The organism is Sphingobium sp. OAS761 (assembly GCF_024168485.1).
In the GTDB taxonomy this organism is placed as follows: Bacteria; Pseudomonadota; Alphaproteobacteria; order Sphingomonadales; family Sphingomonadaceae; genus Sphingobium.
In genome coordinates this window covers 21,701-43,672 of sequence record NZ_JALJVY010000020.1, presented here as the reverse complement: position 1 = coordinate 43,672, position 21,972 = coordinate 21,701, and the positions used below count along the sequence as shown (strand labels likewise).

Here is a 21,972-nt window from a genome sequence, read left to right as displayed (position 1 = left end):
ATCCTGTCCTGTCCACTCTCAAAGGTTCACTCGGCCTTCTCGATCTTCACCAGCAACGCGCCCTCGCTGACCTGCCCGCCTTCGCTGGCGTTGAGTTCCGTGATCGTACCGTCAAACGGCGCGGTCAGGCTGTGCTCCATCTTCATCGCTTCCAGCGTCAGCAGCTTCTGCCCCTTGGTCACGGCCTCGCCCGCTGCGACCGACACGGCGATGATGCGGCCGGGCATGGGCGAAAGGATCGCGCCATCCGACGCATCCGCGCCACCCGCCCCGCCCGCGCGCCAGGGCGCCAGACGCCAGACCTGGCCGCCTTCGGCGATCAGCACGTCCTCGGCCGGTTCCTCGACGCCCTTGCGGGGGTCGAAGCTGATCGTCACCGCCTCGCCGTCCAGCAGGAAGGTCCCGGTCGCGCGTACCGGAGCGTTGAGGCGGAAGCCAGCCAGCCTGCCCCCCCGCGTCAGCGCGGCGGCGGCATCGGCCAGCGCCTCGTCGCTCGGATGCGCTGGCGGCAGCAGTGCGTCGCCCTCGCGTCCTATGAGCCCCGTGTCGAGCCGGGCGGCGGCGAAATCGGGATGGGTCAGCGCCTTGACGAGAAAGCCCGCATTGGTCTTGAGCGGCCAAACCGCGCTATCGTCCAGCGCTTCGGCCAGCCGCTCCCGCGCCTCGTCGCGGGTCGCGCCATGAGCGATCACCTTGGCGATCATCGGATCGTAGAAGGGCGAGATTTCCGCACCCTGCACCACCCCTGTGTCGATGCGCAGGCCCGGCACGTCTCCGCCCAGTTCGAACGTGTCCAGCCTACCGATAGACGGCAGGAATCCCTTGGCCGGGTCTTCGGCATAAAGGCGCGTTTCCATCGCCCAGCCGTTGATCGACAGATCTTCCTGTTTCACCGGGATCGGCTCTCCGCTCGCGACGCGCAGCTGCCATTCGACCAGGTCCTGTCCGGTAATCTCTTCCGTCACCGGATGCTCGACCTGAAGCCGGGTGTTCATCTCCATGAACCAGATGCGGTCGGCCTTCAGGCCCTCGCTGCCGTCGGCGATGAACTCGATCGTGCCCGCGCCGACATAATTGACCGCCTTGGCCGCATTGACCGCCGCCTGGCACACTGCGGCGCGCGTTTCCGGGTCCATGCCGGGCGCCGGCGCTTCCTCGATCACCTTCTGGTGACGACGCTGGAGCGAGCAGTCGCGCTCGAACAGATGGACGACATTGCCATGGCTGTCGCCGAATATCTGCACCTCGATATGGCGCGGGTTCGTCACCCATTTCTCCAGCAGCACGACATCATTGCCGAAGCTGGAGATCGCCTCGCGCTGGCAGGACAGGAGCGAGTCGGCGAAGTCGGCCGCGCTGTCGACCTTGCGCATCCCCTTGCCGCCGCCGCCCGCGACCGCCTTGATAAGGACGGGATAGCCGATCCGGTCGGCTTCGCTCTTCAACCGCTCGGGGCTTTGGTCGTCGCCCAGATAGCCGGGCGTCGTCGGGACGCCGGCATCGTCCATCAGCTTCTTGGCCGCATCCTTGAGCCCCATGGCAGTGATGCTGGCCGGATTGGGACCGACCCAGATCAGGCCCGCATCCTGCACCGCCTGCGCGAATTCGGCATTTTCCGAGAGGAAGCCATAGCCCGGATGGATCGCTTCCGCCCCGGTCTGCTTCGCCGCCGCGATGATCTTCTCGCCAACCAGATAGCTTTCACGCACCGGCGATGGCCCGATATGCACCGCCTCGTCGGCGGAACGGACGTGGAGGGCGTCCGCATCAGCATCGGAATAAACCGCCACGGTGCGGATGCCCAGCCTACGTGCGGTCTTGATGATCCGACAAGCGATTTCGCCGCGGTTGGCGATCAGGACGGATGTAAGCATGCGCGCCTCTCCTCTTTTGCCTTACAGCCGCTCGATGACGAGCGCGATGCCCTGACCACCGCCGATGCACATGGTGGCGAGGCCGTAGCGGCCGCCCGATCGCTCCAGTTCGTGCAGCAGCTTCACCGTGATGATCGCACCTGTGGCCCCGACCGGATGGCCGAGCGAGATGCCCGAACCGTTGATGTTGGTCTTGGCCGGATCAAAGCCCAGCTCCTTCGCCACGGCGCAAGCCTGCGCCGCAAAGGCCTCATTGGATTCGATCACATCGACTTGATCAATGGTCAGACCCGCGCGATCGAGCGCGATCGGTACCGCCTTGATCGGGCCAAGGCCCATGACCGAAGGCTCCACTCCGGCATGACCCCAGCCGAGGATGCGAGCGCGCGGCGTAAGGCCCTTCGTCTTCGCCGCAGATGCAGTGGCGAGCACCAGCGCGGCCGCGCCGTCGTTAATGCCCGACGCATTGCCTGCCGTGACCGACCCGTCCTTCTTGAACACGGGCTTGAGTACGCCCAGCGATTCCGCTGTCGTCTCGCCCTTCACATGTTCATCCGTGTCGAAGGCGATTACACCCTTGCGGGTCTTGAGCTCGACCGGGACGATTTGTTCCTTGAAGCGGCCTTCCGCAATGGCGGCGGCGGCCCGGCGGTGGCTTTCGGCGGCGGCGGCGTCCTGATCCGCGCGGCTGATGTCGTGCCGCGCCGCGATATTCTCCGCCGTCACGCCCATATGGATATTCTCGAACGGATCGGTGAGCGCGCCGGTAAGGCCGTCGAGCAACTCGATCGTCCCCATCTTTTGGCCGAAGCGCGTCGTCGTCGCATAATGGGGCGCCTTCGACATGCTTTCCGCGCCGCCCGCGACCGCGATGTCGCATTCGCCAAGCATCAGCATCTGCGCCGCCGACACGATCGCCTGGATGCCCGATCCGCACAGGCGGTTAAGCGTTAGCGCCGGGGTCGCGACCGGAATGCCGGCATTCACTGCCGCGACCCGGGCGAGATAGGCGTCCTGCGGCTGGGTCGGCAGCACCTGTCCCATGACGACATGGCCGACATCGTCAGGCGAAACGCCCGCGCGTTTCAGGGCCTCAACGATGACGATGCGACCAAGTTCGGCCGGCGCCACGTCCTTGAGCGACCCACCAAAAGTGCCGATGGCGGTGCGCACGCCGGAGACCAGGACAACTGCTTCATTCATATCTGCATTCCTCTAGGCGGGCCGCCGCCGCATAAGATCGGCCTTGAAAATCACATACGGAACACGCCGAACTGGGGACGGTCGGCGATGGGTGCATTCAAGGTCGCGGCGAAGGCGAGGCCCAACACGTCGCGAGTCTGCGCCGGGTCGATGATGCCATCGTCCCACAGTCGCGCCGTTGCGTAATAGGGATTGCCTTCATGTTCATATTTCTGACGGATCGGTTCCTTGAAGGCTTCGGCCTCCTCCTGCGTCCACTTGGTGGCATTACGATGGACGGTCGCCAGTACCGATGCCGCTTGCTCGCCACCCATGACGGAGATGCGCGCATTGGGCCAGGTGAATAGGAAGCGCGGCTGATAGGCTCTGCCGCACATGCCATAATTACCGGCGCCGAAACTGCCGCCGATCAGAACGGTGATCTTCGGCACCTGAGCGGTCGCCACCGCCGTCACCAGCTTCGCCCCGTTTTTGGCGATGCCTTCCGCTTCATATTTGCCGCCGACCATGAAGCCGGAAATATTCTGGAGGAAGAGCAAAGGAATGCGCCGCTGACAGGCGAGTTCGATGAAATGCGCGCCCTTGACCGCGCTCTCGCTGAAAAGAACGCCATTATTGGCGAGGATTGCGACCGGCATACCCCATATATGGGCGAAGCCGCAGACAAGAGTGGTGCCATAGAGCGCCTTGAACTCGTGGAATTCGCTGCCATCGACGATCCGCGCGATCACCTCGCGCACGTCATAGGGAGCGCGGACATCCTGCGGAATGATGCCAATCAGCTCTTTAGGATCATATTTTGGCGGCTTGGGATCACGCAAATTGATGTCGGGCGTGAAGTCTGGCTGCAGCGTCGAAACGATGTCGCGCACGATTGACAACGCATGCTCATCATTCTCCGCGACATGATCGACCACGCCGGACTTGCGGCCATGCAGGTCACCGCCGCCCAGATCCTCAGCCGAGATGACCTCACCCGTCGCGGCCTGCACCAGCGGAGGCCCTGCAAGGAAGATCGTGCCCTGATTGCGCACAATGACGGTTTCATCCGACATTGCCGGCACATAGGCGCCACCCGCGGTGCACGATCCCATGACGCAGGCGATCTGCGGAATACCGCGCGCCGACAGGTTGGCCTGATTGTAGAAGATGCGTCCAAAATGCTCCTTGTCGGGGAACACTTCCGCCTGGTTGGGCAGGTTCGCACCGCCCGAGTCCACCAGATAGATGGAGGGTAGCCGGTTCTCCAGTGCGATTTCCTGCGCGCGCAGGTGTTTCTTGACTGAGACAGGGAAATAGGTGCCGCCCTTGACGGTCGCATCATTGCAGGAAACGAGAACCTGCCGCCCCGCAACGCGGCCTATACCCGCGATGATGCCGGCGCCGGGCACTTCATCATGATAAAGGCCATTGGCCGCAAGTTGCCCCAGTTCGAGGAAGGGCGAGCCTGGATCGAGAAGCCGCTCGACCCGCTCGCGCGGCAGCAGTTTCCCGCGCGCAATGTGCTTCGCGCGCGCGCTTTCCGAACCACCCTGCGCGGCGATCGCGACCTTTTCACGCAGTTCCTGCGCCAGCGCTTCATTGTGCGCGGCATTGGCGCGGAAAGTTTCACTATCGATCGAAATCTTAGTGTCCAGAATGGGCGCGCTCATATCCTGCCTTCACCATTTTTCGGTTGGGTCGCGCCCCGATCGTGGCGGGCCGGGGCGACGAGCTCAAGCGCCGATCAGTTCGCGACCGATCAGCATGCGACGGATTTCATTGGTGCCCGCGCCAATATCCAACAGCTTGGCATCACGCATATAGCGCTCGACCGGCCAGTCCTTGGTATAGCCCGCACCGCCCAGCGCCTGCACTGCCTCAAGGGCGGTCTTCATCGCATTTTCCGACGCGAGCAGGATCGCGCCGGCGGCGTCGAAGCGGGTCGTTTTGCCAGCGTCGCACGCCCTCGCCACCGCATAGACATAGGCGCGGGCCGAATTCAGCGCGACATACATGTCCGCGACCTTTGCCTGCATCAGCTGGAACGCGCCGATCGGCTTGCCGAACTGCTTGCGCTCGCGGACATAGGGGATGACGACGTCGAGGCATGCCTGCATGATTCCGAGCTGGATGCCTGACAACACCGTGCGCTCATAGTCCAGGCCGCTCATCAGCACGCCAACGCCGCCGTTCAGCGGACCCATGATATTCTCTTCAGGCACTTCGCAATCGTCGAACACCAACTCGGCGGTGGGTGAGCCGCGCATCCCCATCTTGGCTATCTTCTGGCCGATGGAAAAGCCCTTGAAGTCCTTTTCGATGATGAAGGTGGTGATCCCTTTCGATCCTTCACCGGTCTTGGCATAGACGACCAAAGTGTCGGCACAGGCCGCATTGGTAATCCAGAATTTCGTGCCATTGAGGATGTAGCGATCACCCTTCTTCTCGGCCTTGAGCTTCATGCCCACAACGTCCGAACCCGCGCCAGCTTCCGACATGGCGAGGCTGCCGACATGCTCGCCTGAGATCAGCTTGGGAAGATATTTTGCCTTCTGCTCCGCACTGCCCCAGCGGCGCAGCTGGTTGACGCAGAGGTTGGAATGGGCGCCGTAGCTGAGGCCGATCGAGGCGGACGCGCGCGCGACTTCCTCCTGCGCGACGACATGCTCAAGATAGCCCAGGCCAAGGCCGCCATCCTCTTCCGGAACAGTGATGCCGTGCAGGCCCAGTTCGCCCATGGGCTCCCACAGCTCGCGCGGGAACCAGTCCTTTTCGTCGATCTCGGCCGCCAGCGGCGCGATCTTGTCGGTGGAGAAACGCGCGGCGCTTTCCCGGATCATGTCGGCATTATCACCAAGCGCGAAATCGAAATCACTCATTGCAGCACTCCCGGCGCATCCTTGCGGTCTGCGCGCGTCTTAGCGGAACGCCAGACCATAGAAAAATTGAACTTAGCCTAACGACATCATAAACAGCATCTATGAACGTAACAGCCCGTCTGCGGAGTCGTTAGATGCTCGACCGCTATCTTCTGCGCTACTTCCTTGCCGTGGTTGACCAAGGCAATTTCTCCCGCGCGGCAGCCCATTGCACCATGTCACAGCCCATGTTGTCGGTCGGAATCGCCAGGCTGGAGCGGACACTGGGCATGGCGTTGTTCGTGCGATCCAACCAACGGGTCGAGCTGACCGGCGGGGGCACACGCTTCCTCGCCCATGCCCGCCGGATCGAGCGCGAATTCAACCTGGCGATGCAGTCGATGGGCATGGCCGACAGCTTACGATGGTCAAGTTCGGTGGATTGTTTGCTAGTTGTTTACGTTCGGCGCCTCGCGGCGGCTACGCATTCTGGCGATCAACGATGACGCCTGCCGCGAGAACTTGTGCCTGGTAGGGGACACCAGCATCTCCGGCGTGCGGGTAGCCCGCGAGCTGGACACGCTGGTGCGCCTGTATGGCAAACCGGCTTGCATCGTCAGCGACAACGGAACCGAGTTCACCAGTCGGTCAATCCTGAAGTGGGCCAGCGAAAACAAGGTCGAGTGGCACTACATCGATCCGGGCAAGCCGCAGCAGAACGCGTTCATTGAATCGTTCAATGGATCGCTGCGCGACGAGCTCTTGAATGAGGAGCTGTTCGACATACGCCAATGATCGCGCCTCATATATCGAATAAACGATCCATCCAGGATAGGGACATTCCGTGTAGGCTCGCCAATTAACACTCTAGGCCGCATTGTGTTGTCCGAAATCTGCCATTTGGTCGTCTAGCTCATCAGGAGACAGGGTGTCGTGGCATCGCTGGAAGAGATCATGGCCAAAGCGAAGGCGGTGCTGCGACGACGTGGCGCATCGGTCGATGACGCTCATGATCTGGTTCAGGAGGCATTCGTGCGCATCAATGACTATGAACGGTCTCGATCTGTTCAGTCCCGAGAGGCGATTTTTGTAAGAACCGCGATCAATCTGTCGCTGGACCAGGCGCGTCGCCAGAAGCGTGCGCCATTTTCGCCTTCTGTCTCCTGGACTGACATAGCAGATAGCACCCCACTACCTGACGAGGCCATGCTCCAGAGGGCAAGGCTGCAACATCTCCAAGCAGGCATACAGCAACTGAACGAGCGCACACGTCGCATTTTGCTGTGCAAGCGGCTCGAAGGCCTCAGCACGCAGGAGATTGCCGATCAGGAAAATATGTCCTGCGCTGCAATAGAAAAACAAGTCGCGCGCGCGACGCTGACGTTGATGAAGTGGATGGACGGTTGGTGAATGGCGGCGATAAGTCGGACCGGCGCTCGTCTGCCGAAGCTGCGGCTTGGCTCGCTCGCCTTCAGTGCGGCGCCCGCGAAGGCGTGACCGATCACGCGTTCCGAGACTGGTTGCGGGATAATGAGGCGCACCGCGATGCTTTTGAGAAAGCGGCAGATATTTGGGAGATGCTGCCTGGTGCGATAGAGCAGGAATCGGTGGCAGCCCGCAGCGAATATAGAGCACGCAGCCGCTTTCATGCGCCCGTGCTGGCCATGGCGTCCATGATGCTGATGATCGTGGTGGGTGGCCTATTCCTATTGATGGATCGTGCCAAGGTTTATGAGATCGGGCGCGGCGAACAGCAAACCATCATTTTGGCCGATGGGTCGCGCGTCAATTTGAACACCGACAGCCGTATGGAGGTGCACTATTCAAGCGGTGAGCGGCGGATCGAGCTGACTCGAGGGGAAGCCCTGTTCGAGGTGACGAAGGATCCAGGACGCCCCTTTATTGTCTACAGCGGAAAAAGCGCTGTCCGTGCCTTGGGCACCACCTTTGCGGTACGACACGGACCCGACCTCACCGCCTTCACATTGGTCGAAGGAAAAGTGGAGGTCGTGCGGGGCAGGAAGAAACAGGAAGAACGCCTTGCACTGCTGAAGCCTGGAGAGCGATTGACTGTTCAGACATCTGGGCGCGCAATTATGGACCGGCCGTCTATCGATGCGCTGCTTTCGTGGCGTGACGGAGAGGTTTGCTTCGATGATACGACGCTCGCTCAGGCGGCAGGGGAGATCAACCGCTATTCCAGATCCCAGCGGATCGTCGTTTCGTCCGACGTATCGGCATATCGGATTTCGGGCATATTTCTGACCCGAGACCCCAGCCAATTCATCAACGCGGTGGTGCAACTTTACGGGCTGCGGGTCAGCACCAAGAATGGAGAGATTTTTCTAGCGGCCGCCAGCGAACAGGCCGCAGGAAAAATTTAATTAGAATGTCCGGAACCAAATTCTTGTTCGTCTAAACCCTGACACCAAAAATTTGGGGGGAGGATCGAAATGAAATCATGCTTCTTGGCATCATGCGCCGCATCCGTCATTTTTGCCGCCGCGCCGGCCGTGGCGAATGCGGAAGATACGTACCATTTCAATTTGCCCAGTCAGTCGTTGGCCTCCTCGCTGTTGGCAGCAAGCCGAACGGTCCACGTTAGCGTGGCATTCGACCCAGCATTAGTGCGCGGGCGCGCAGCGCCGGCTATCCGCGGATCCTTTTCGGTGGAGCAGGTCATTTCTTCCCTGCTGAGAGAAACCGATTTAACCGTTCGCCGGGTCAGCGACAAATCTTACCTGATCGTTGCGAAGACTACCACGCCTCGGCTCATCCAGGCGTCGATGAGGGAGCTCCAGGCAAGCCCGGTATGGGCGCAGGACAGCAGCGCTCAGGGTGAGGGGCTTCAGGGTGAGGGGCTTCAGGATATTGTGGTGACAGCTCGCAAGAAGTCGGAGCGGCTTCAGGATGTGCCGGTTGCGGTCAGCGTCGCCACTGGGCAGGATCTGATCAACCGTTCGGTCCAGAGCTTCCGCGACCTGCAGGCGCAGACGCCCTCGCTCAAGATGGTGCAGGCCTCCAACAGCCCAAGTTCGCTCTTCCTGGCCATCCGTGGCCAGACCAATGCCGACATCCGCCTGAACGCGGACCTGGCGGTCGGAGTCTATGTCGACGGAGTCTATTCGCCGCGCGCGATCGGCATTGAAGGATCCGATCTCAACGATATCGATCGGGTCGAAATTCTGAAAGGTCCACAAGGCACGCTGTTCGGCCGCAATACGACAGGTGGGGCGATCACCATCTACACCAAGGCGCCGGTCGATCATTGGGAAGGCGGCGCGCGCCTTGGCATCGCCAATTTCGGTGTGATAAAAGGCTCTGCCTATCTGAATGCGCCCCTGGGCGACACGCTAGCAGCCCGCATAGCGGTATCCACGAGCCAACGCGATGGCTATGGCAATGATCGCGTCTCGGGTGAATCCTATGGCAACCGCGACGTCAGCAATGGCCGCCTCGCGCTCGCGTGGAGACCGAACGACGCGCTGACCGTGACGCTGCGCGGCAATTACGGCCGCGCGATCAGCTCGGCGCAAGCATGGAAGCCGGTCAGCATGATCGCCGGTTCGACCGCCAACCGTGCGGTCGCGGCCGAAACCGGCCTGTCACAGACGGCGGCGCGTGACCTCTACCTTTCCTACAGTGGGGGGGGCCGCAACACGGGTGTGCGCGACAATCCGTTTGGCGAGCGCGTCACTTATGGCGGCGTGTCGGGGACGATCGATTGGGATTTGGGCGGCGTAACGCTCAAGTCCATCACTGCCTGGCAGAAATTCCACCGCTTTACCAAGAGCGATCTCGACGGCTCTCCATTCGCCCTGTTCCAATATACCGGCATCGTGACCGAAGATCGTCAGTTCAGCCAGGAATTCCAGCTCTCGGGCTCGCTGCTCGACGGCAGGGTCAGCTGGATCACCGGCGGCTATTATTCCGATGAGAAAGGTTTCGAGGATGGGAGCCAGATCACGGCCCGCGCGATCAGCGCGACCTGGCCCAGCATCACCTATGGCGCCACGCGCAACCGCACTTGGGGCGTCTTTGCACAGGGGGACTGGGAAATAATCGACAGTCTCTCCTTCACGGGCGGCGTTCGCTATACAGAGGACAAGCGCGAGCAGACCTCTCGCAACCGCACCCGTACCACGTGCACCGCTCTGGGCGTGCCGCTCGCCAGCGTCGGCAACTGCGAATATGTCGTTCCGTCAGTTAATTATGATGCGATCTCCTACACCGCTGGCCTGGATTACAAAGTGCGGCAGGGGCTGCTCCTCTATGTGAAGACCAGCCGGGGCTATCGCAGCGGCGGTCTGCCGCTGACCGGCGGGTCGACCGTGTCGCCCGCCGCGGCTGCGCTCACCTACACGCCCTTCCGCCCGGAAAGCGTGACCGATTATGAAGCGGGGCTGAAGGCCGACTGGTTCGGCCAGCGGCTGCGCACCAACATCGCGCTCTTCCACTCCAACTACAAGGATGTGCAGCGCAGTGTCAGCCAGTTCTTCCCCGGCATCGGCAATCTGGCGCTGACACAGAATGCGGCGAACGGCAAGATCGACGGCGTAGAGACCGAAATCACCGCCGTCCCCGTACGCGAGCTGGAGTTGCGCGCGACCGGCGCCTGGACCAAGGCGCGGTTCAAGGATTATGTCGTTAACGGCGTGGACCTGAGCTCCACACCCTTCGTCTTCACCCCGAAATGGTCCTACAGCCTGAGCAGCGCCTATACCGCACCGCTCGACTTCGGGTCTCTGCGCGCACAGATCGACTATACTTGGGATAGCAGGATGGCGACCAGCGGCCGTAACGGCTTCCGCCGTTCACTCGGCTTGCTGTCGGCACGGCTGGCGCTCAATGTGGAAGAGGCGGGGCTCAACGTCGCCGTCTTCGGCCGCAATCTTACCAACGAACGCTATAATGCCTATGCGATCGATCAGTCGTCGCTCGGTATCGTTGTTGCGATGGAGGGTGAGCCGCGCACATATGGGCTGGAGTTGAGCAAGAGCTTCTGAGCGGTTCATGACCGCCGCCTCACCGCCCCGGACCCTCTGGCTGCTCATCGCGGCGCTGCTGACCGCAGACGTCACAAGCTCGCTCGAAACGAGCATGCTCCTGACGGCCATGCCGGCCATCATGCGGGATCCGGGCGTGGGGACGGCCGGCGGCTGGCTGGTCACGGCCTTTGTCCTCTCGCAGATCGGCAGTGCGGCGATCGGCGGCCGCCTGGGCGACAGGATCGGTCGGCGACGGGTGTTGCAGATCGTGCTGCTTCTGTGCCTCGCTGGATCGCTGCTAAGCGCGCTGTCGCCCTGGTTCGGCGGCGTATTGCTAGGGCGCGTGATCCAGGGGGCTTCGGGCGCAATCCTGCCGCTTTCCTACGGCATCCTGCGCGACCATTCGCCGCCTGACAAGGTGCGGCTGGGTATCGGTATAGTCAGCGGCGCCTATTCGGCGGCTGGCGCACTCGGCTTCGTGCTGGGCGGCGCGCTGACAGAGGCGTTCGGCTGGCGCTCCATTTTCTTCGCGACCGCCCTGTTGCCGGTGCTGGCGATGGCGATGGCGATGATCTGGATTCCGCGCGATCCTATCGGGCATAGGGCAAAAGGATTTTCCGGCATCCTTGTCGGCCTTGTCTTCCTGCCCGCCATCGCCTCGATCCTGATCGGCCTCGACGAGCGGCTGCTGAGCGGCTGGACACTTGCAGGCCGCGGCATGCTGGTAGTCGGTGGGGCGGCGGCGTTGTATGGTTGGTATCTTCATCAGCGCCGCGCGGCGAATCCCTTCATCAACGTCGCTCTTTTCGGCGACCGTAAGGTGCTGCTCGCTATCCTGATCTACGGCTTGCTCGGCCTCGGCGGCATCCAACTTGGGCTGGTGGCGCTGCTGCTGTTGCAGCTGCCCGTGGCGACCGGAGTAGGCCTTGGCCTCTCGGCGACGGCGGCAGGCGTGCTCAAGCTGCCGTCCAACATCCTCTCGGGCGTCGGCGGCTGGGCCAGCGGGGCGCTGGCCGAACGGTGGGGCAGCCGGGCGCTCGTCGTCATCGGTAGTGCGGTTCTGTCTGCGGGTTGGATTTGGCTGGCGCTGCGCCATGGCACGGTGATGGACGTGGTGGCGGGCACGATCCTGAGCTCCGTGGGCACCGGCATGATCCTGGCGAGCGTGCCGGGGCTGATCGTCGAACAGGTCGCACCCGACCGGACCAGCGAAGTGTCAGGCGTCGCCAATGTCAGCCGCGGGCTGGGCTCCGCAATCGGCGCGCAGATCGTCACGCAGCTGCTCGCCGCCTACAGTCTAGCGGGAGGGGGGGCCGTGAAGACGCCGACGGCGCTGGGCATGAATATTGTGTTCGGCTGGGTCGCGGCGGTGACGGTGATCGGTCTTCTCGTCGCCTTGACAGTGCCCCGGACGCGGCGGGGCGACGCCTGACCTCCAGTATTACCGCTGCGGCCGCTGTGCTGCCGCGCACCGACATGAGCCCCTCGCCCCAGCGGCGGGGCGGTTTCGATCTGAAGCGAGACACTCGCGGTGATGCGTAGAATTTCATCCAGCGTGGCGTGTGGAATTTGGCCTCACTCGCGAATTTTGGGCGAAATAGGCCCTCTGGCTCGCCTTAGGCACATTTTCAAGGATAGCGAACACCACCGCCAAACCGCCGTTGAGCAGCAAATGCCCCGTGCCGAGCCCATCCGACGATCGGAGGAACCGGTCAGCACTCAAAGTCCCAGCAACGGTCGTTCACGCCGTATGGTGGATACCTTCTGCCAACGGCAGGTTTCAGGATCGACGACCGAACCGCTAAAGGGCTTGAATTGGCGCTCTGCTGCCGGACCGCGAATTGGAACGGGAATGGCGGGTTCCGGTAGGAGCGCCCATTCACGCGCACCGCGAAGCGGCTTGAGTCGGGGACATTGCGGTCATTCCTGAGTGCCGTTTTGAGCGTCCGGTCTAGCCAAGAGCCGACGCTAAGCGCTTGTCGCCTGCCCCCCTGACCCAACGAAAGATCTGCCAAACAGAGACAAGTGCGATTAGACTGACAGAACGCCGGCAACCGAATCGCGCTTGACCAGCCTGAACGGCAGCGTGACCAGTCCTGTCTCGCTTGCATCGCGGTCCAGGAGCATCCGCGCCGCAGTGTAGCCCATCTCCTTGATCGGCTGGTTGATTGTCGTCAGATATGGCCACACTGTTCGCGCGATCCAACTATCGTCGAACCCACACACAGAAACATCGCGCGGCACCTCCACGCCGGCGCGGCTGCATGCGAGCATCACCCCTGCGGCCGAATCGTCATTGGTGGCGAATATTGCTGTTGGCCGCGGCGTTCCGGCCAGCAGCGCCGTACCCGCTTCGATCCCGCCTTCGAAGGCGAACCCGCCCCGCGCTTCGGCCGGAGGCTCCGCCGAGCCCAGTTCGGCCAGCGCGCGGATAAAGCCCTCGCGCCGGCGGTCCGCGGAGCCGTGCCCATACGCGCCCGTAACGATGCCGTACCGGCGGTGGCCCAGCGACCACAAATGCCGAGCAACCAACGCGGCTGCCCCTTCGTCGTCGATGATCACGCCCGGCGCGCGACCACGGTCGTTATCGGGCGCCAGGCGGACGTAGCGGATCCCTTTCCGGTCGAATGTGTCGAGGATCTGGCGGTTGTCCGTCAGCGGCGGCGTCAGCACGAAGCCGTCACAGCGGCCGTTACGCAGGATTGCAGCCAGCTTTTTATCCAGTTCGCCAGGTGGACTGTCCGCAGCGATCTCATCGATCCGCAGGTGATACTGGTGCTCTGTGCAGGCGCGGTAGACCCCGGCCTGGACTTCCAACGTATAGTTGGGGCTGGGATTGTCGAACAGCAGGCCGATGACGAACGAGCGCGATCCGGCCAGCGAGCGCGCGGCCGTGTCGGGGACATAGTCCAGCGCGACGATAGCTGCTTCCACCTTGGCGCGAAGTCTCTCGGAAACATGGGGTTCCCGGTTGACGACTCGCGAGACGCTTTTGAGCGAGACGCCCGCCATACGCGCGACGTCTTCCATGGTGGCGTGGCCACCGCCGTGCTGGCGCGGATAGGCTCTCATGGGTACCTTATGGCCATTTATACGCCCCTTTGCCAACACACATCGGCGGGAATTGACAGCGCAGTCTTGACAGCGCTGCCAGTGATGGTCGATACCCCGTTCAGAAGCGGAGATCACATCCGCTGTACAACTGGGAGAGGCGGCGAAGTGGTGCCCAACAGGGTCCGGTCAAGGTCCCATGCTTCCTCATCTCAACCGAACCGCGTCGTACATAAGTGGTCGGCCAACACGCCGGCACGGGCCGGGTCCGGCGCCATTGAGGGAGGAAGAAATGAAATTGATCCGTGCGGCATGTCTTGTCTCCGCCATGGCGCTATGCACGCCGGCCAATGCCCAGGAGGCTAACCGACCCGTCCAAGATGCCGGTGACATTGGCGATATCGTCGTCACCGCCACGCGCCAGTCGACCCTGCTTTCCAAGACGCCTGTCACCTTGAGCGCCATAACCGGGATTGGGTTGCGCAACGCAGGCATTACCGATGCTCGCGCCCTCACCAATGTGGTGCCCAACCTCGCCCTTACTGAAAGCGGCGATGCGGTGCGCATCTCGATTCGCGGCGTTACCAGCACCGACACCACTGAAAAGGGCGATCCCTCCGCTGCGTTCCTCCTTGATGGCGTATACATCGCACGCCCGTCCGACACGCTGGGCAGCTTCTACGATATCGAGCGGGTGGAGGTGCTTCGTGGTCCGCAGGGAACGCTTTATGGACGCAACACGACCGCCGGTGTGATTAACGTCATCGCGAAGCGGCCGAAGGACGAGTTCGAGGCTTCGGTCGATGCCAGCTACGGCAACCTGAACTCACTCGATACCACCGGAATGGTCAACTTCGGTCTGGGCAACGGCCTCGGCATTCGCGCTGCGGTCAACTACCAGCGGCAGGATTCTTTCTATACCGTTGCCGGTACGCCTGCCGTCGATCTCACGCCCTTCCGCGACGTGCTGTCAACTCGCGTGTCGTTCGGCGGGGAAACGGGCAACCTGACGTTCGTTATCCGAGGCGACTACACACAGACCAAGGGTTCGGGTACCGTCGGCAATGTCGTCACGCTCGATCGCTTTTACGATCCGGCTACGCTCACGCCCACCAACGATCCGCTATTCATCGGTGGCTCAGCAGACGAACGGCGCCTGCTCACGCTCAGCCCCACGTACCCCACCCGGCGCGACAACAAGGCGTACGGGATCATGGGTGAATTTACTTACGACGCCGGCCCGGTCCAGATCACCTACCTCGGTTCCTATCGCAAGACCGACCGCAATGACGTGCGCAACCTGATGTTGTACAGCGCGCTGAACAACCCGGCATTCTACTTCGGCGAATTCAAACAGCAAAGCCACGAACTGCGCGTCGCCTTCGGCAACGGCAACCCACTGCACGGCCAAATCGGCGGTTACTACTTCCGCGAAAAGTCGGTGCTGGAACTCAACCTCGGCGCGCCGCTCTCCGGTTTCGTGGCTCCCGGCGCAACTGGATTCGCGTTCCCGCAAGGGCCCACCATCTCCAGTTCCAAGGCGGTCTTCGGTCAGGTCACCTATGACATAACATCCGCCTTCCACATCTCGGGTGGCGTACGCTATACGCACGATTTCAAGTCGCGCAACGGCGCCACCGTGGTTGATTTTCCTGATCTGGCCAGTTCGTTCTGCGGCGCCCTGCGCTGCACCCTGAACCAGAATATTGCCGCCAAATCCTATGGCAAGACGATCTGGAAGGTGGGACTAGATTACGACATTCCCGGTCTCGGCCTGGCCTATGCCGCTGTTTCCACGGGCTACAAAGCCGGCGGCTTCAACGATGGTTGTGTCGCTGGCTCGGGAATCGGCTGCACGCTTACCGATGCTGCTCTTTACTATAACCCGGAAACGCTCACCAACTACGAAGCCGGGGTGAAATTCCGGGTTTCCAATGCGTTCCGCTTCAATGCTGCTGCCTTCCACTATGCCTACAATAGCCTCCAGGTCAGCCAGCTTGTGTCGGTGCCCGTACCTGCCACACTCATCAGCAACGCAGCAAAGGCGAAGGTGGATGGGTTCGAGTTTGAAAGCACCCTGAAACCGAGCGAGAACGATACTTTCGAACTGGGCTACACCTACACGAATGCCCGGTACTCCAGCTTCTTCCCCGACGCTGCGAACCGTCCCACCTTCTCATTGGCCGGCCGTCAGCTCGATCACGCGCCGAAGAATGTGGTCACCGCGGCCTATACCCACAGCTTCCCGCTGGGCAACGGAGGCCGGATCGAAGCTGGGGTGCGCAGCCGGATGAGTTCGGAGTATTTCATTCTCGACCTCAACAACCTGTCGCAGTTCCGCCAACCGGCGTTTACCAAGACCGACGCGACCCTCACTTACACCGCGCCGAGCGACAGCTACTACGTGCAGGGTTTTGTCCAGAACATTGAGAACAATATCACCGTCGCCAACGCCGTTTCGGGAATCGCTGCCGGCGTCACCATAGAGGCTCCCCGCCTCTATGGTGTGCGCGCGGGCTTCAAGTTTTAGGCTGTATCAACATTCAGAGGTCTTGTCAGACTAGGATCGGCTGCGGCCGAACTGGCATCAAGCCTTGCCGCCGTGCGGCCGATCGAAACGGCACAGGCGGCCGCGATGGCGATCAGCGGCAGCATCGCGATCAGAACCGTTGCTGGCGAGAATCCCGAGCCCAAGAGAATGCCCGCGATCAGCGGACCGATGATGGAGCCGACGCGGCCCGCCGCGACGCCCAGGCCAATACCCGTTCCCCGGACCTGCGCGGGATATAATGCTGGGGCGATCGCGTAAAGAACGGCAGCCACCGCCGTTACCATCGCACCAACAAGCCCTCCCAGAACCATGATCGCCAGCGGGATCGGCGGTGTCATGGCCAGCATGAGCATGCTTATGAGGAATCCGCCATAGAGCGTGGCAATTCCGATCGATCTTTGTGCAGGTGGTCGATCGAGAATACGCCCGGTCGCGATTGCCCCCACAATCCCGGCCAGGTTGTAGATGAGTTGGACGCTGAGTGCTTCCGAACGACTGAGGCCCCGATCCTGAAGCAGGGTCGGCAGCCAGTTCGAAAGCAAATAGATCGAAATCATCAGAAAGAAGGAGGCAGTCCACAACAAGGCCGTCGTTCGTCCGCTCTCGCGGCCGAATAGTTGTGAAAATTTGCCGCCCGGGGACTCCTTGCGAGTAGGGACTTTGGATGCGGGGAGCGTGAACAGGGCGGGAGAGAAGATGAGCGGGACCACAGCCCCGCACAGGAAGACGAGCCGCCAGTCGGTTGCAGCCGCGGTCCAGCCAGCGAGAAGACTTGCCGATGCACCGCCGACTGACAAGCCCAAAAGGACAAAGGTAACCGCTCTGCCGCGCCAATTCGGCTCTGCCGCTTCCGAAGCGATGGCGATCAGGTTGGGCAAAGTTGCTCCCATACCGATTCCGGTAAAGAATCTGGACAGAAGCAGAGTTTGGAAATCCGGAGCGTGCGCATTCGCAAGCGAGCCAATTGCAAACCAGAATGTCGATCCGATCAGAACGGGTTTCCTGCCATATCGGTCGGACAGCAGCCCGCCAAATGCTGCGCCGAACAACAATCCCACCGTGCCGGCACTGAAGAAGGTGCCAAGCTGCGCCGGGGAGAGATTGAAGGCGGATCGCAATTGCGAAGCCGAGACGCTGGGCGCTTGCAGGTCGAAGCCTTCGAAAATCGCGACACAAAAGCAGACCGCAATGATCAGGTAGCTGCGCCGCGAGGCGGCATCGGGAACAGTAGATCGCATCGCATTCAGCTATCTTAATTAGGCTCTGCGTAAAACCATTTTTCGATACCAGCTTGCAGCTCTGCCTCCCTTGGGTGGCAGCCGTGATAGCCAGAAGGCAGCCGCTTGCGAGGGATCAGTCGCTGAAACTTTCAGCCTTCTGCAAGATCGGCCGTCATCGCCTCACGCAGCAGGTATTTCTGCACCTTGCCGGAGACGGTCATCGGGAAGGCATCGACGAAACGGACGTAGCGGGGAACCTTGTAGTGGGCGATCTGCCCGCGACAGTAGGCGATGATCTCCTCGGCATCCGCCGACGCACCGGCGCGGAGCTTCACGCAGGCGAGAACCTCCTCGCCGAACCTGGCATCGGGTACGCCGATCACCTGCACGTCCTCCACCGCAGGGTGGGTGTAAATGAACTCCTCGATCTCGCGCGGGTAGATGTTCTCGCCACCGCGGATGATCATGTCCTTGATGCGCCCGACAATGCGGCCATAACCCGCCTCGTCGATGACGGCGAGGTCCCCGGTGTGCATCCAGCCGTCGCGTATCGCCTCGGCCGTCTTTTCGGGATCGTCCCAATAGCCGAGCATGACCGAATAGCCGCGCGTGCACAACGCGCCCGGCTGGCCGCGCGGCACCATCTCGCCTGTATCCGGATGGACGATCTTCACCTCGAGATGGGGTTGGACCCGCCCGATCGTGCCGACGCGCCGCTCAAGCGAATCATCGAGCGCGGTCTGGAAGCTGACCGGGCTGGTTTCCGTCATGCCATACGCAATGCCTATGTCGCGCATGTGCATCCGGTCCATGACCTTGCGCATCACCTGGATCGGGCAGGGCGATCCGGCCATGATACCGGTGCGCAGGCTCGACAGGTCGAAGCGGCCGAAATCGGGATGCTCCAGTTCAGCGATGAACATGGTGGGCACGCCGTGCAGGCCCGTGCAGCGTTCGGCCTCAATCGCCTCCAGGACAGCAAGCGGCTCAAAGCCTGCCGAGGGGTAAACCATGGTGGCGCCGTGAACCAGGCAGGCGAGATTGCCCATCACCATGCCGAAACAATGGTAAAGCGGCACCGGGATGCACAGCCGGTCGCCCTCATGCAGTCCCATGCCCAGGCCAACGAAATAGGCGTTGTTGAGCACGTTCCTGTGCGACAGCGTCGCACCTTTGGGCGAACCGGTAGTCCCGCTGGTGAACTGGATATTGATGGGATCGTTCGGGCCAAGGCTCGCGGCCAGGGACATAAGTTCCCGTTCGGATGCGTCCGTCCGGAGCGTTGCGACCTCGTCGAACGCGAGCCAGCCAGGGCGCGGGTCGCCGCCGATCTTGATGATATGAGCAAGGGCCGGCAGCCGCTCCGACCTGACCTCGCCCGCGCCTGCGACCGATGGAACCAGCGTCTCCACCATGGCGACATAGTCGCTCGTCTTGAACGTGGCCGCGCAGATGAGCGCCTTCACCCCGACTTTGCGCAGCGTATATTCGAGTTCGGAGGCGCGGTATGCCGGGTTGATGTTGACCTGGATCATGCCGGCGCGCGCGGTGGCGAACTGGGCAATGGTCCACTCGGCACAGTTTGGCCCCCATATGCCGACGCGGTCGCCAGGACGAAGCCCGAGCGCCAGGAGTCCTGCCGCAAATGCATCGGCCGCCGCCTTGAGCCCAGCCCAGGAGAGGCGGACGTCCTGATGTCGCGACACCAGTGCCTCAGCCTCGGGCCAGCGCTGCGCCGCGAGTTCCAGCGCTGTGCCGATCGTCTGCTCGATCAGCGGCGGCCCAGAAGCGCCTATGACGTGACTGGGCTGCTCTACTGCCTTCATTCCGATGGACACCGTCTCCCCCATTGCCCCGGATGTTCCCCCCTACAGCTCTGTCCGCCGTTGTAACCGAGGTTCTGGATATAATCACTTGAGAAAAGAGTTGCCTCTGCATCGTCGCGGCGAAGTGTCAGTCGATACGGCTCCGGAAAAATGCGCGCAGCGTCCAGTCTCGCGCTCAGCGTCGGGTGCGAAGTGGGCGCGTAACTGCCTGCAGTTCCGCACCATCGGCGTGACATTGAATTACCGGAAATGCCGGGCCTGCCTGCAATTGATGTTATCAACGCCTTGAGGGGCGGCCCTCAAGCGGTTAAGCGATAACTCCTTTTCCAGCTACCGCGCAGGAAAGTGTATGAAATCCATATTCGAAGACAATGTCACCATCGTCATGCGTGACGGCGTGGGGCTTGCGACGAACGTCTGGCGGCCGGACGGAGGAGAGCGCGTGCCTGCCCTGTTGCTGCGCAGCCCCTATGGCAAGGATGAGGTGGCGAACGGCTTTGCGCCCAATGTGTTTGCGCTTGTGCGCGCCGGCTATGCCGTTGTGATGCAGGATGTGCGAGGCACCTTTAACTCCGGCTCCAGTTTCATCCCGCATGTGCATGATGTGAACGATGGCGAGGACACGATCTGCTGGCTTGCCGAACAACCATGGTGCGACGGCTCGGTCGGAATGTGGGGAGCATCCTATCTCGGGCTTGTCCAATGGCAAGCGGCCGCGACAGGAACGCCCGCTCTCAAGGCGATTGTGCCGACAATAACAAGCGCGGACTTCTATAGCGCGCCCTGGTATTCGTCCGGCGGCGCGTTGTCGCTCCATACCGTGATCATGTGGAGCGTGCTGATGGCGATGAACGCGGCCATCCGCAAGTTGCCGTTGGGCGAGGCTGATCCAGCCGATGTCGCGCAGCTGGCGGCCATGATGCAGAACCTCGACTCCGTCCTCAAGGAAACGCCAGTGGCCGACAAGCCGCTGGTGACGAAATATCTGCCTTGGCTGAACGACGTGCTCGCTCACCCCGCGCGCGACGCGTTCTGGGCGTCGCAATCCTCGCTGGACAAGGCCGAGCAGATCAGCGCGCCGGCATTGTCCATTGCCGGGTGGTACGATCTTTTTGTGGCGCAGCAACTCTCCGATCATGCCGCCATGCGCGTGCGCGCTGCATCCGAGAATGCGCGCGACGGCCAGCGGCTCATCGTCGGGCCCTGGAGTCACAGCCAGGCAGTCGGCGCCCATGGCATATTTCCCGAACGCGATTTCGGCTTGTTGGCGAGCACGCTGGCGGCGCAGCTGACGCCCGCCCACATCGCCTTCTTCGACCGCTGGCTGAAGGGACGGGAGGACGCCTTGGACGGTTCTGCGCCGGTGCGCCTCTTCGTCATGGGAATCGACCAGTGGCGCGACGAGCAGTCCTGGCCGCTCCATGACACGAGGTTCGTCGACTATCATCTCGATGGGGCGGGCGCGGCCAACACCGCCGGGGGCAGTGGGCTGCTGATGACTGAGCCCGCCGCGCGCGACGAAACCGATCGCTATCTCTACGATCCTCGTCGTCCGGTGCCGACCGTGGGCGGCAACACGCTGGCTCCATTTAGCGGACCTGCCGATCAGTCGGCGGTGGAGGCCCGCGAGGATGTCCTCTGTTTCAGCAGTGCTGTCCTGGACCGGCCCCTTGAAGTCACGGGCCCCATCTCGCTCAAGCTCTTTGTGTCGTCCTCGGCAGTGGATACGGACTTCACCGCCAAGCTGATCGACGTTTTTCCGGACGGGCGGGCTATGGCGCTGAGCGAAGGGATCCTTCGGATGCGCTACCGCAAGTCGTTGGCGGAACCCGAGTTGATGTCGCCGGGAAAAGTCTATGAAATCACCATTGACGTGGGCGTGACATCGAACGTCTTTCTCCCGGGCCACCGTCTCCGACTCGAAGTTTCAAGCAGCAACTTCCCGCGCTATGACCGCAACAGCAATACCGGAGGCGACATCAGCAGGGAGCGTGAAGCCGATATGGTCGCGGCGGTAAACAGCGTCCACCGCGGGCCGGAATACCCCAGCCGGCTGATCCTGCCGATCATCGAACGCTAGCTGCTCCAACCGGAGAACAAGAGCCGGAAACGGATCGCAAAGGGCCGAAGAGAGATCTTCGGCCCTTTTTCTTCGACCTTCGATTTCGCGGGCAGCAGAGTCCGGAACGGCCGTTATCAGCGCCTGAGCGAGGCGCAGCACCTGAAGGCGCTGGCGGAATCGATGCGGGACGTCTCGGCGCTACGTGAAATGCTGGCCAGGGCTTCCGACGCCCTATTCCAGGAGAAATGCCGTAAACAGCTCAATGGATTGCGAAGGCTGCTCTTTGATGAGAGGGCAAGGGGTCAAGAAATTCCTTTACATCAATCTAATTTCCGGATTAGAGTAACCCCAATAAGG

Annotated in this window: 13 protein-coding genes and 3 pseudogenes; 9 read left to right on the top strand and 7 right to left on the bottom strand. The window is 62.0% G+C overall.

All coding sequences use genetic code 11. From position 1 onward, the window contains the following. Positions 1–26: 26 nt before the first annotated feature. From J3E64_RS19965 to J3E64_RS19950, 4 genes are all read right to left on the bottom strand, one after another. The gene (locus J3E64_RS19965) at positions 27–1,874 is read right to left on the bottom strand and encodes an acetyl/propionyl/methylcrotonyl-CoA carboxylase subunit alpha (protein WP_253344969.1); all 1,848 of its coding nucleotides are present in this window, start codon (positions 1,872–1,874) and stop codon (positions 27–29) included. A 21-nt stretch (positions 1,875–1,895) separates the two neighbouring features. Then, positions 1,896–3,077 (bottom strand): acetyl-CoA C-acyltransferase family protein, encoded by a 1,182-nt coding sequence (locus J3E64_RS19960; protein WP_253344968.1) that lies wholly within the window; start codon positions 3,075–3,077, stop codon positions 1,896–1,898. A gap of 50 nt (positions 3,078–3,127) precedes the next feature. Beyond that, positions 3,128–4,729: a carboxyl transferase domain-containing protein gene (locus J3E64_RS19955; RefSeq protein ID WP_253344967.1), complete on the bottom strand. Its 1,602-nt coding sequence runs from the start codon at positions 4,727–4,729 to the stop codon at positions 3,128–3,130. A gap of 63 nt (positions 4,730–4,792) precedes the next feature. Continuing rightward, positions 4,793–5,938, bottom strand: a complete 1,146-nt coding sequence (locus tag J3E64_RS19950; protein WP_253344966.1) for an isovaleryl-CoA dehydrogenase — start codon at positions 5,936–5,938, stop codon at positions 4,793–4,795. A gap of 134 nt (positions 5,939–6,072) precedes the next feature. On the opposite strand from J3E64_RS19950, the pseudogene J3E64_RS19945 reads away from it, so the two are divergent. The 7 genes and pseudogenes from J3E64_RS19945 to J3E64_RS19920 form a co-directional block, all read left to right on the top strand. After that, positions 6,073–6,315: pseudogene (locus J3E64_RS19945) on the top strand (LysR family transcriptional regulator); the annotation flags it as partial. Between the two features lie 61 nt (positions 6,316–6,376). Then, positions 6,377–6,697, top strand: a pseudogene (locus J3E64_RS19940) (integrase core domain-containing protein); the annotation flags it as partial. 153 nt (positions 6,698–6,850) lie between these two features. Beyond that, complete coding sequence (locus J3E64_RS19935) at positions 6,851–7,327, top strand: sigma-70 family RNA polymerase sigma factor (RefSeq protein ID WP_253344965.1); 477 nt, start codon at positions 6,851–6,853, stop codon at positions 7,325–7,327. After that, positions 7,324–8,301 carry a FecR domain-containing protein gene (locus J3E64_RS19930; protein ID WP_253344964.1) on the top strand — a complete coding sequence of 326 codons (978 nt, stop codon included), beginning with the start codon at positions 7,324–7,326 and terminating at the stop codon, positions 8,299–8,301. Before J3E64_RS19935 ends, J3E64_RS19930 begins: the two co-directional genes overlap by 4 nt. Positions 8,302–8,370: 69 nt before the next feature. Further along, positions 8,371–8,661 (top strand): annotated as a pseudogene (locus J3E64_RS20900) (STN domain-containing protein); the annotation flags it as partial. 42 nt (positions 8,662–8,703) lie between these two features. Beyond that, complete coding sequence (locus J3E64_RS19925) at positions 8,704–10,923, top strand: TonB-dependent receptor (protein ID WP_253344963.1); 2,220 nt, start codon at positions 8,704–8,706, stop codon at positions 10,921–10,923. Between the two features lie 7 nt (positions 10,924–10,930). Further along, positions 10,931–12,337: an MFS transporter gene (locus tag J3E64_RS19920; RefSeq protein ID WP_253344962.1), complete on the top strand. Its 1,407-nt coding sequence runs from the start codon at positions 10,931–10,933 to the stop codon at positions 12,335–12,337. Positions 12,338–12,936: 599 nt separating this feature from the next. On the opposite strand, the gene J3E64_RS19915 is transcribed toward J3E64_RS19920, so the two are convergent. After that, positions 12,937–13,935 carry a LacI family DNA-binding transcriptional regulator gene (locus tag J3E64_RS19915; RefSeq protein ID WP_253344961.1) on the bottom strand — a complete coding sequence of 333 codons (999 nt, stop codon included), beginning with the start codon at positions 13,933–13,935 and terminating at the stop codon, positions 12,937–12,939. Between the two features lie 313 nt (positions 13,936–14,248). Between J3E64_RS19915 and J3E64_RS19910 the strand changes: the two genes are divergently transcribed. Beyond that, positions 14,249–16,486: a TonB-dependent receptor gene (locus J3E64_RS19910; protein ID WP_253344960.1), complete on the top strand. Its 2,238-nt coding sequence runs from the start codon at positions 14,249–14,251 to the stop codon at positions 16,484–16,486. Here J3E64_RS19910 and J3E64_RS19905 read toward each other — a convergent pair. Together J3E64_RS19905 and J3E64_RS19900 are read right to left on the bottom strand one after the other, a co-directional pair. After that, entirely contained in the window at positions 16,483–17,745 is a 1,263-nt protein-coding gene (locus J3E64_RS19905) for an MFS transporter (protein WP_253344959.1), read from the bottom strand. The genes J3E64_RS19910 and J3E64_RS19905 overlap by 4 nt on opposite strands. Before the next feature lie 131 nt (positions 17,746–17,876). Continuing rightward, the gene (locus tag J3E64_RS19900) at positions 17,877–19,553 is read right to left on the bottom strand and encodes an AMP-binding protein (RefSeq protein WP_253344977.1); all 1,677 of its coding nucleotides are present in this window, start codon (positions 19,551–19,553) and stop codon (positions 17,877–17,879) included. Positions 19,554–19,902: 349 nt separating this feature from the next. Between J3E64_RS19900 and J3E64_RS19895 the strand changes: the two genes are divergently transcribed. Next, positions 19,903–21,633, top strand: coding sequence for a CocE/NonD family hydrolase (locus tag J3E64_RS19895; protein WP_253344958.1), 1,731 nt, complete (start codon positions 19,903–19,905; stop codon positions 21,631–21,633). The last annotated feature ends 339 nt before the right edge of the window (positions 21,634–21,972 follow it).

Excerpts from the sequence above, each read along its gene's own strand:
- J3E64_RS19955 (WP_253344967.1), bottom strand. The coding sequence starts at position 4,729 with ATGAGCGCGCCCATTCTGGACACTAAGATTTCGATCGATAGTGAAACT.
- J3E64_RS19900 (WP_253344977.1), bottom strand. The coding sequence starts at position 19,553 with ATGAAGGCAGTAGAGCAGCCCAGTCACGTCATAGGCGCTTCTGGGCCG.
- J3E64_RS19915 (WP_253344961.1), bottom strand. The coding sequence starts at position 13,935 with ATGGAAGACGTCGCGCGTATGGCGGGCGTCTCGCTCAAAAGCGTCTCG.
- J3E64_RS19965 (WP_253344969.1), bottom strand. The coding sequence starts at position 1,874 with ATGCTTACATCCGTCCTGATCGCCAACCGCGGCGAAATCGCTTGTCGG.
- J3E64_RS19950 (WP_253344966.1), bottom strand. The coding sequence starts at position 5,938 with ATGAGTGATTTCGATTTCGCGCTTGGTGATAATGCCGACATGATCCGG.
- J3E64_RS19920 (WP_253344962.1), top strand. The coding sequence starts at position 10,931 with ATGACCGCCGCCTCACCGCCCCGGACCCTCTGGCTGCTCATCGCGGCG.
- J3E64_RS19905 (WP_253344959.1), bottom strand. The coding sequence starts at position 17,745 with ATGCGATCTACTGTTCCCGATGCCGCCTCGCGGCGCAGCTACCTGATC.
- J3E64_RS19910 (WP_253344960.1), top strand. The coding sequence starts at position 14,249 with ATGAAATTGATCCGTGCGGCATGTCTTGTCTCCGCCATGGCGCTATGC.
- J3E64_RS19895 (WP_253344958.1), top strand. The coding sequence starts at position 19,903 with ATGAAATCCATATTCGAAGACAATGTCACCATCGTCATGCGTGACGGC.
- J3E64_RS19960 (WP_253344968.1), bottom strand. The coding sequence starts at position 3,077 with ATGAATGAAGCAGTTGTCCTGGTCTCCGGCGTGCGCACCGCCATCGGC.
- J3E64_RS19925 (WP_253344963.1), top strand. The coding sequence starts at position 8,704 with ATGAGGGAGCTCCAGGCAAGCCCGGTATGGGCGCAGGACAGCAGCGCT.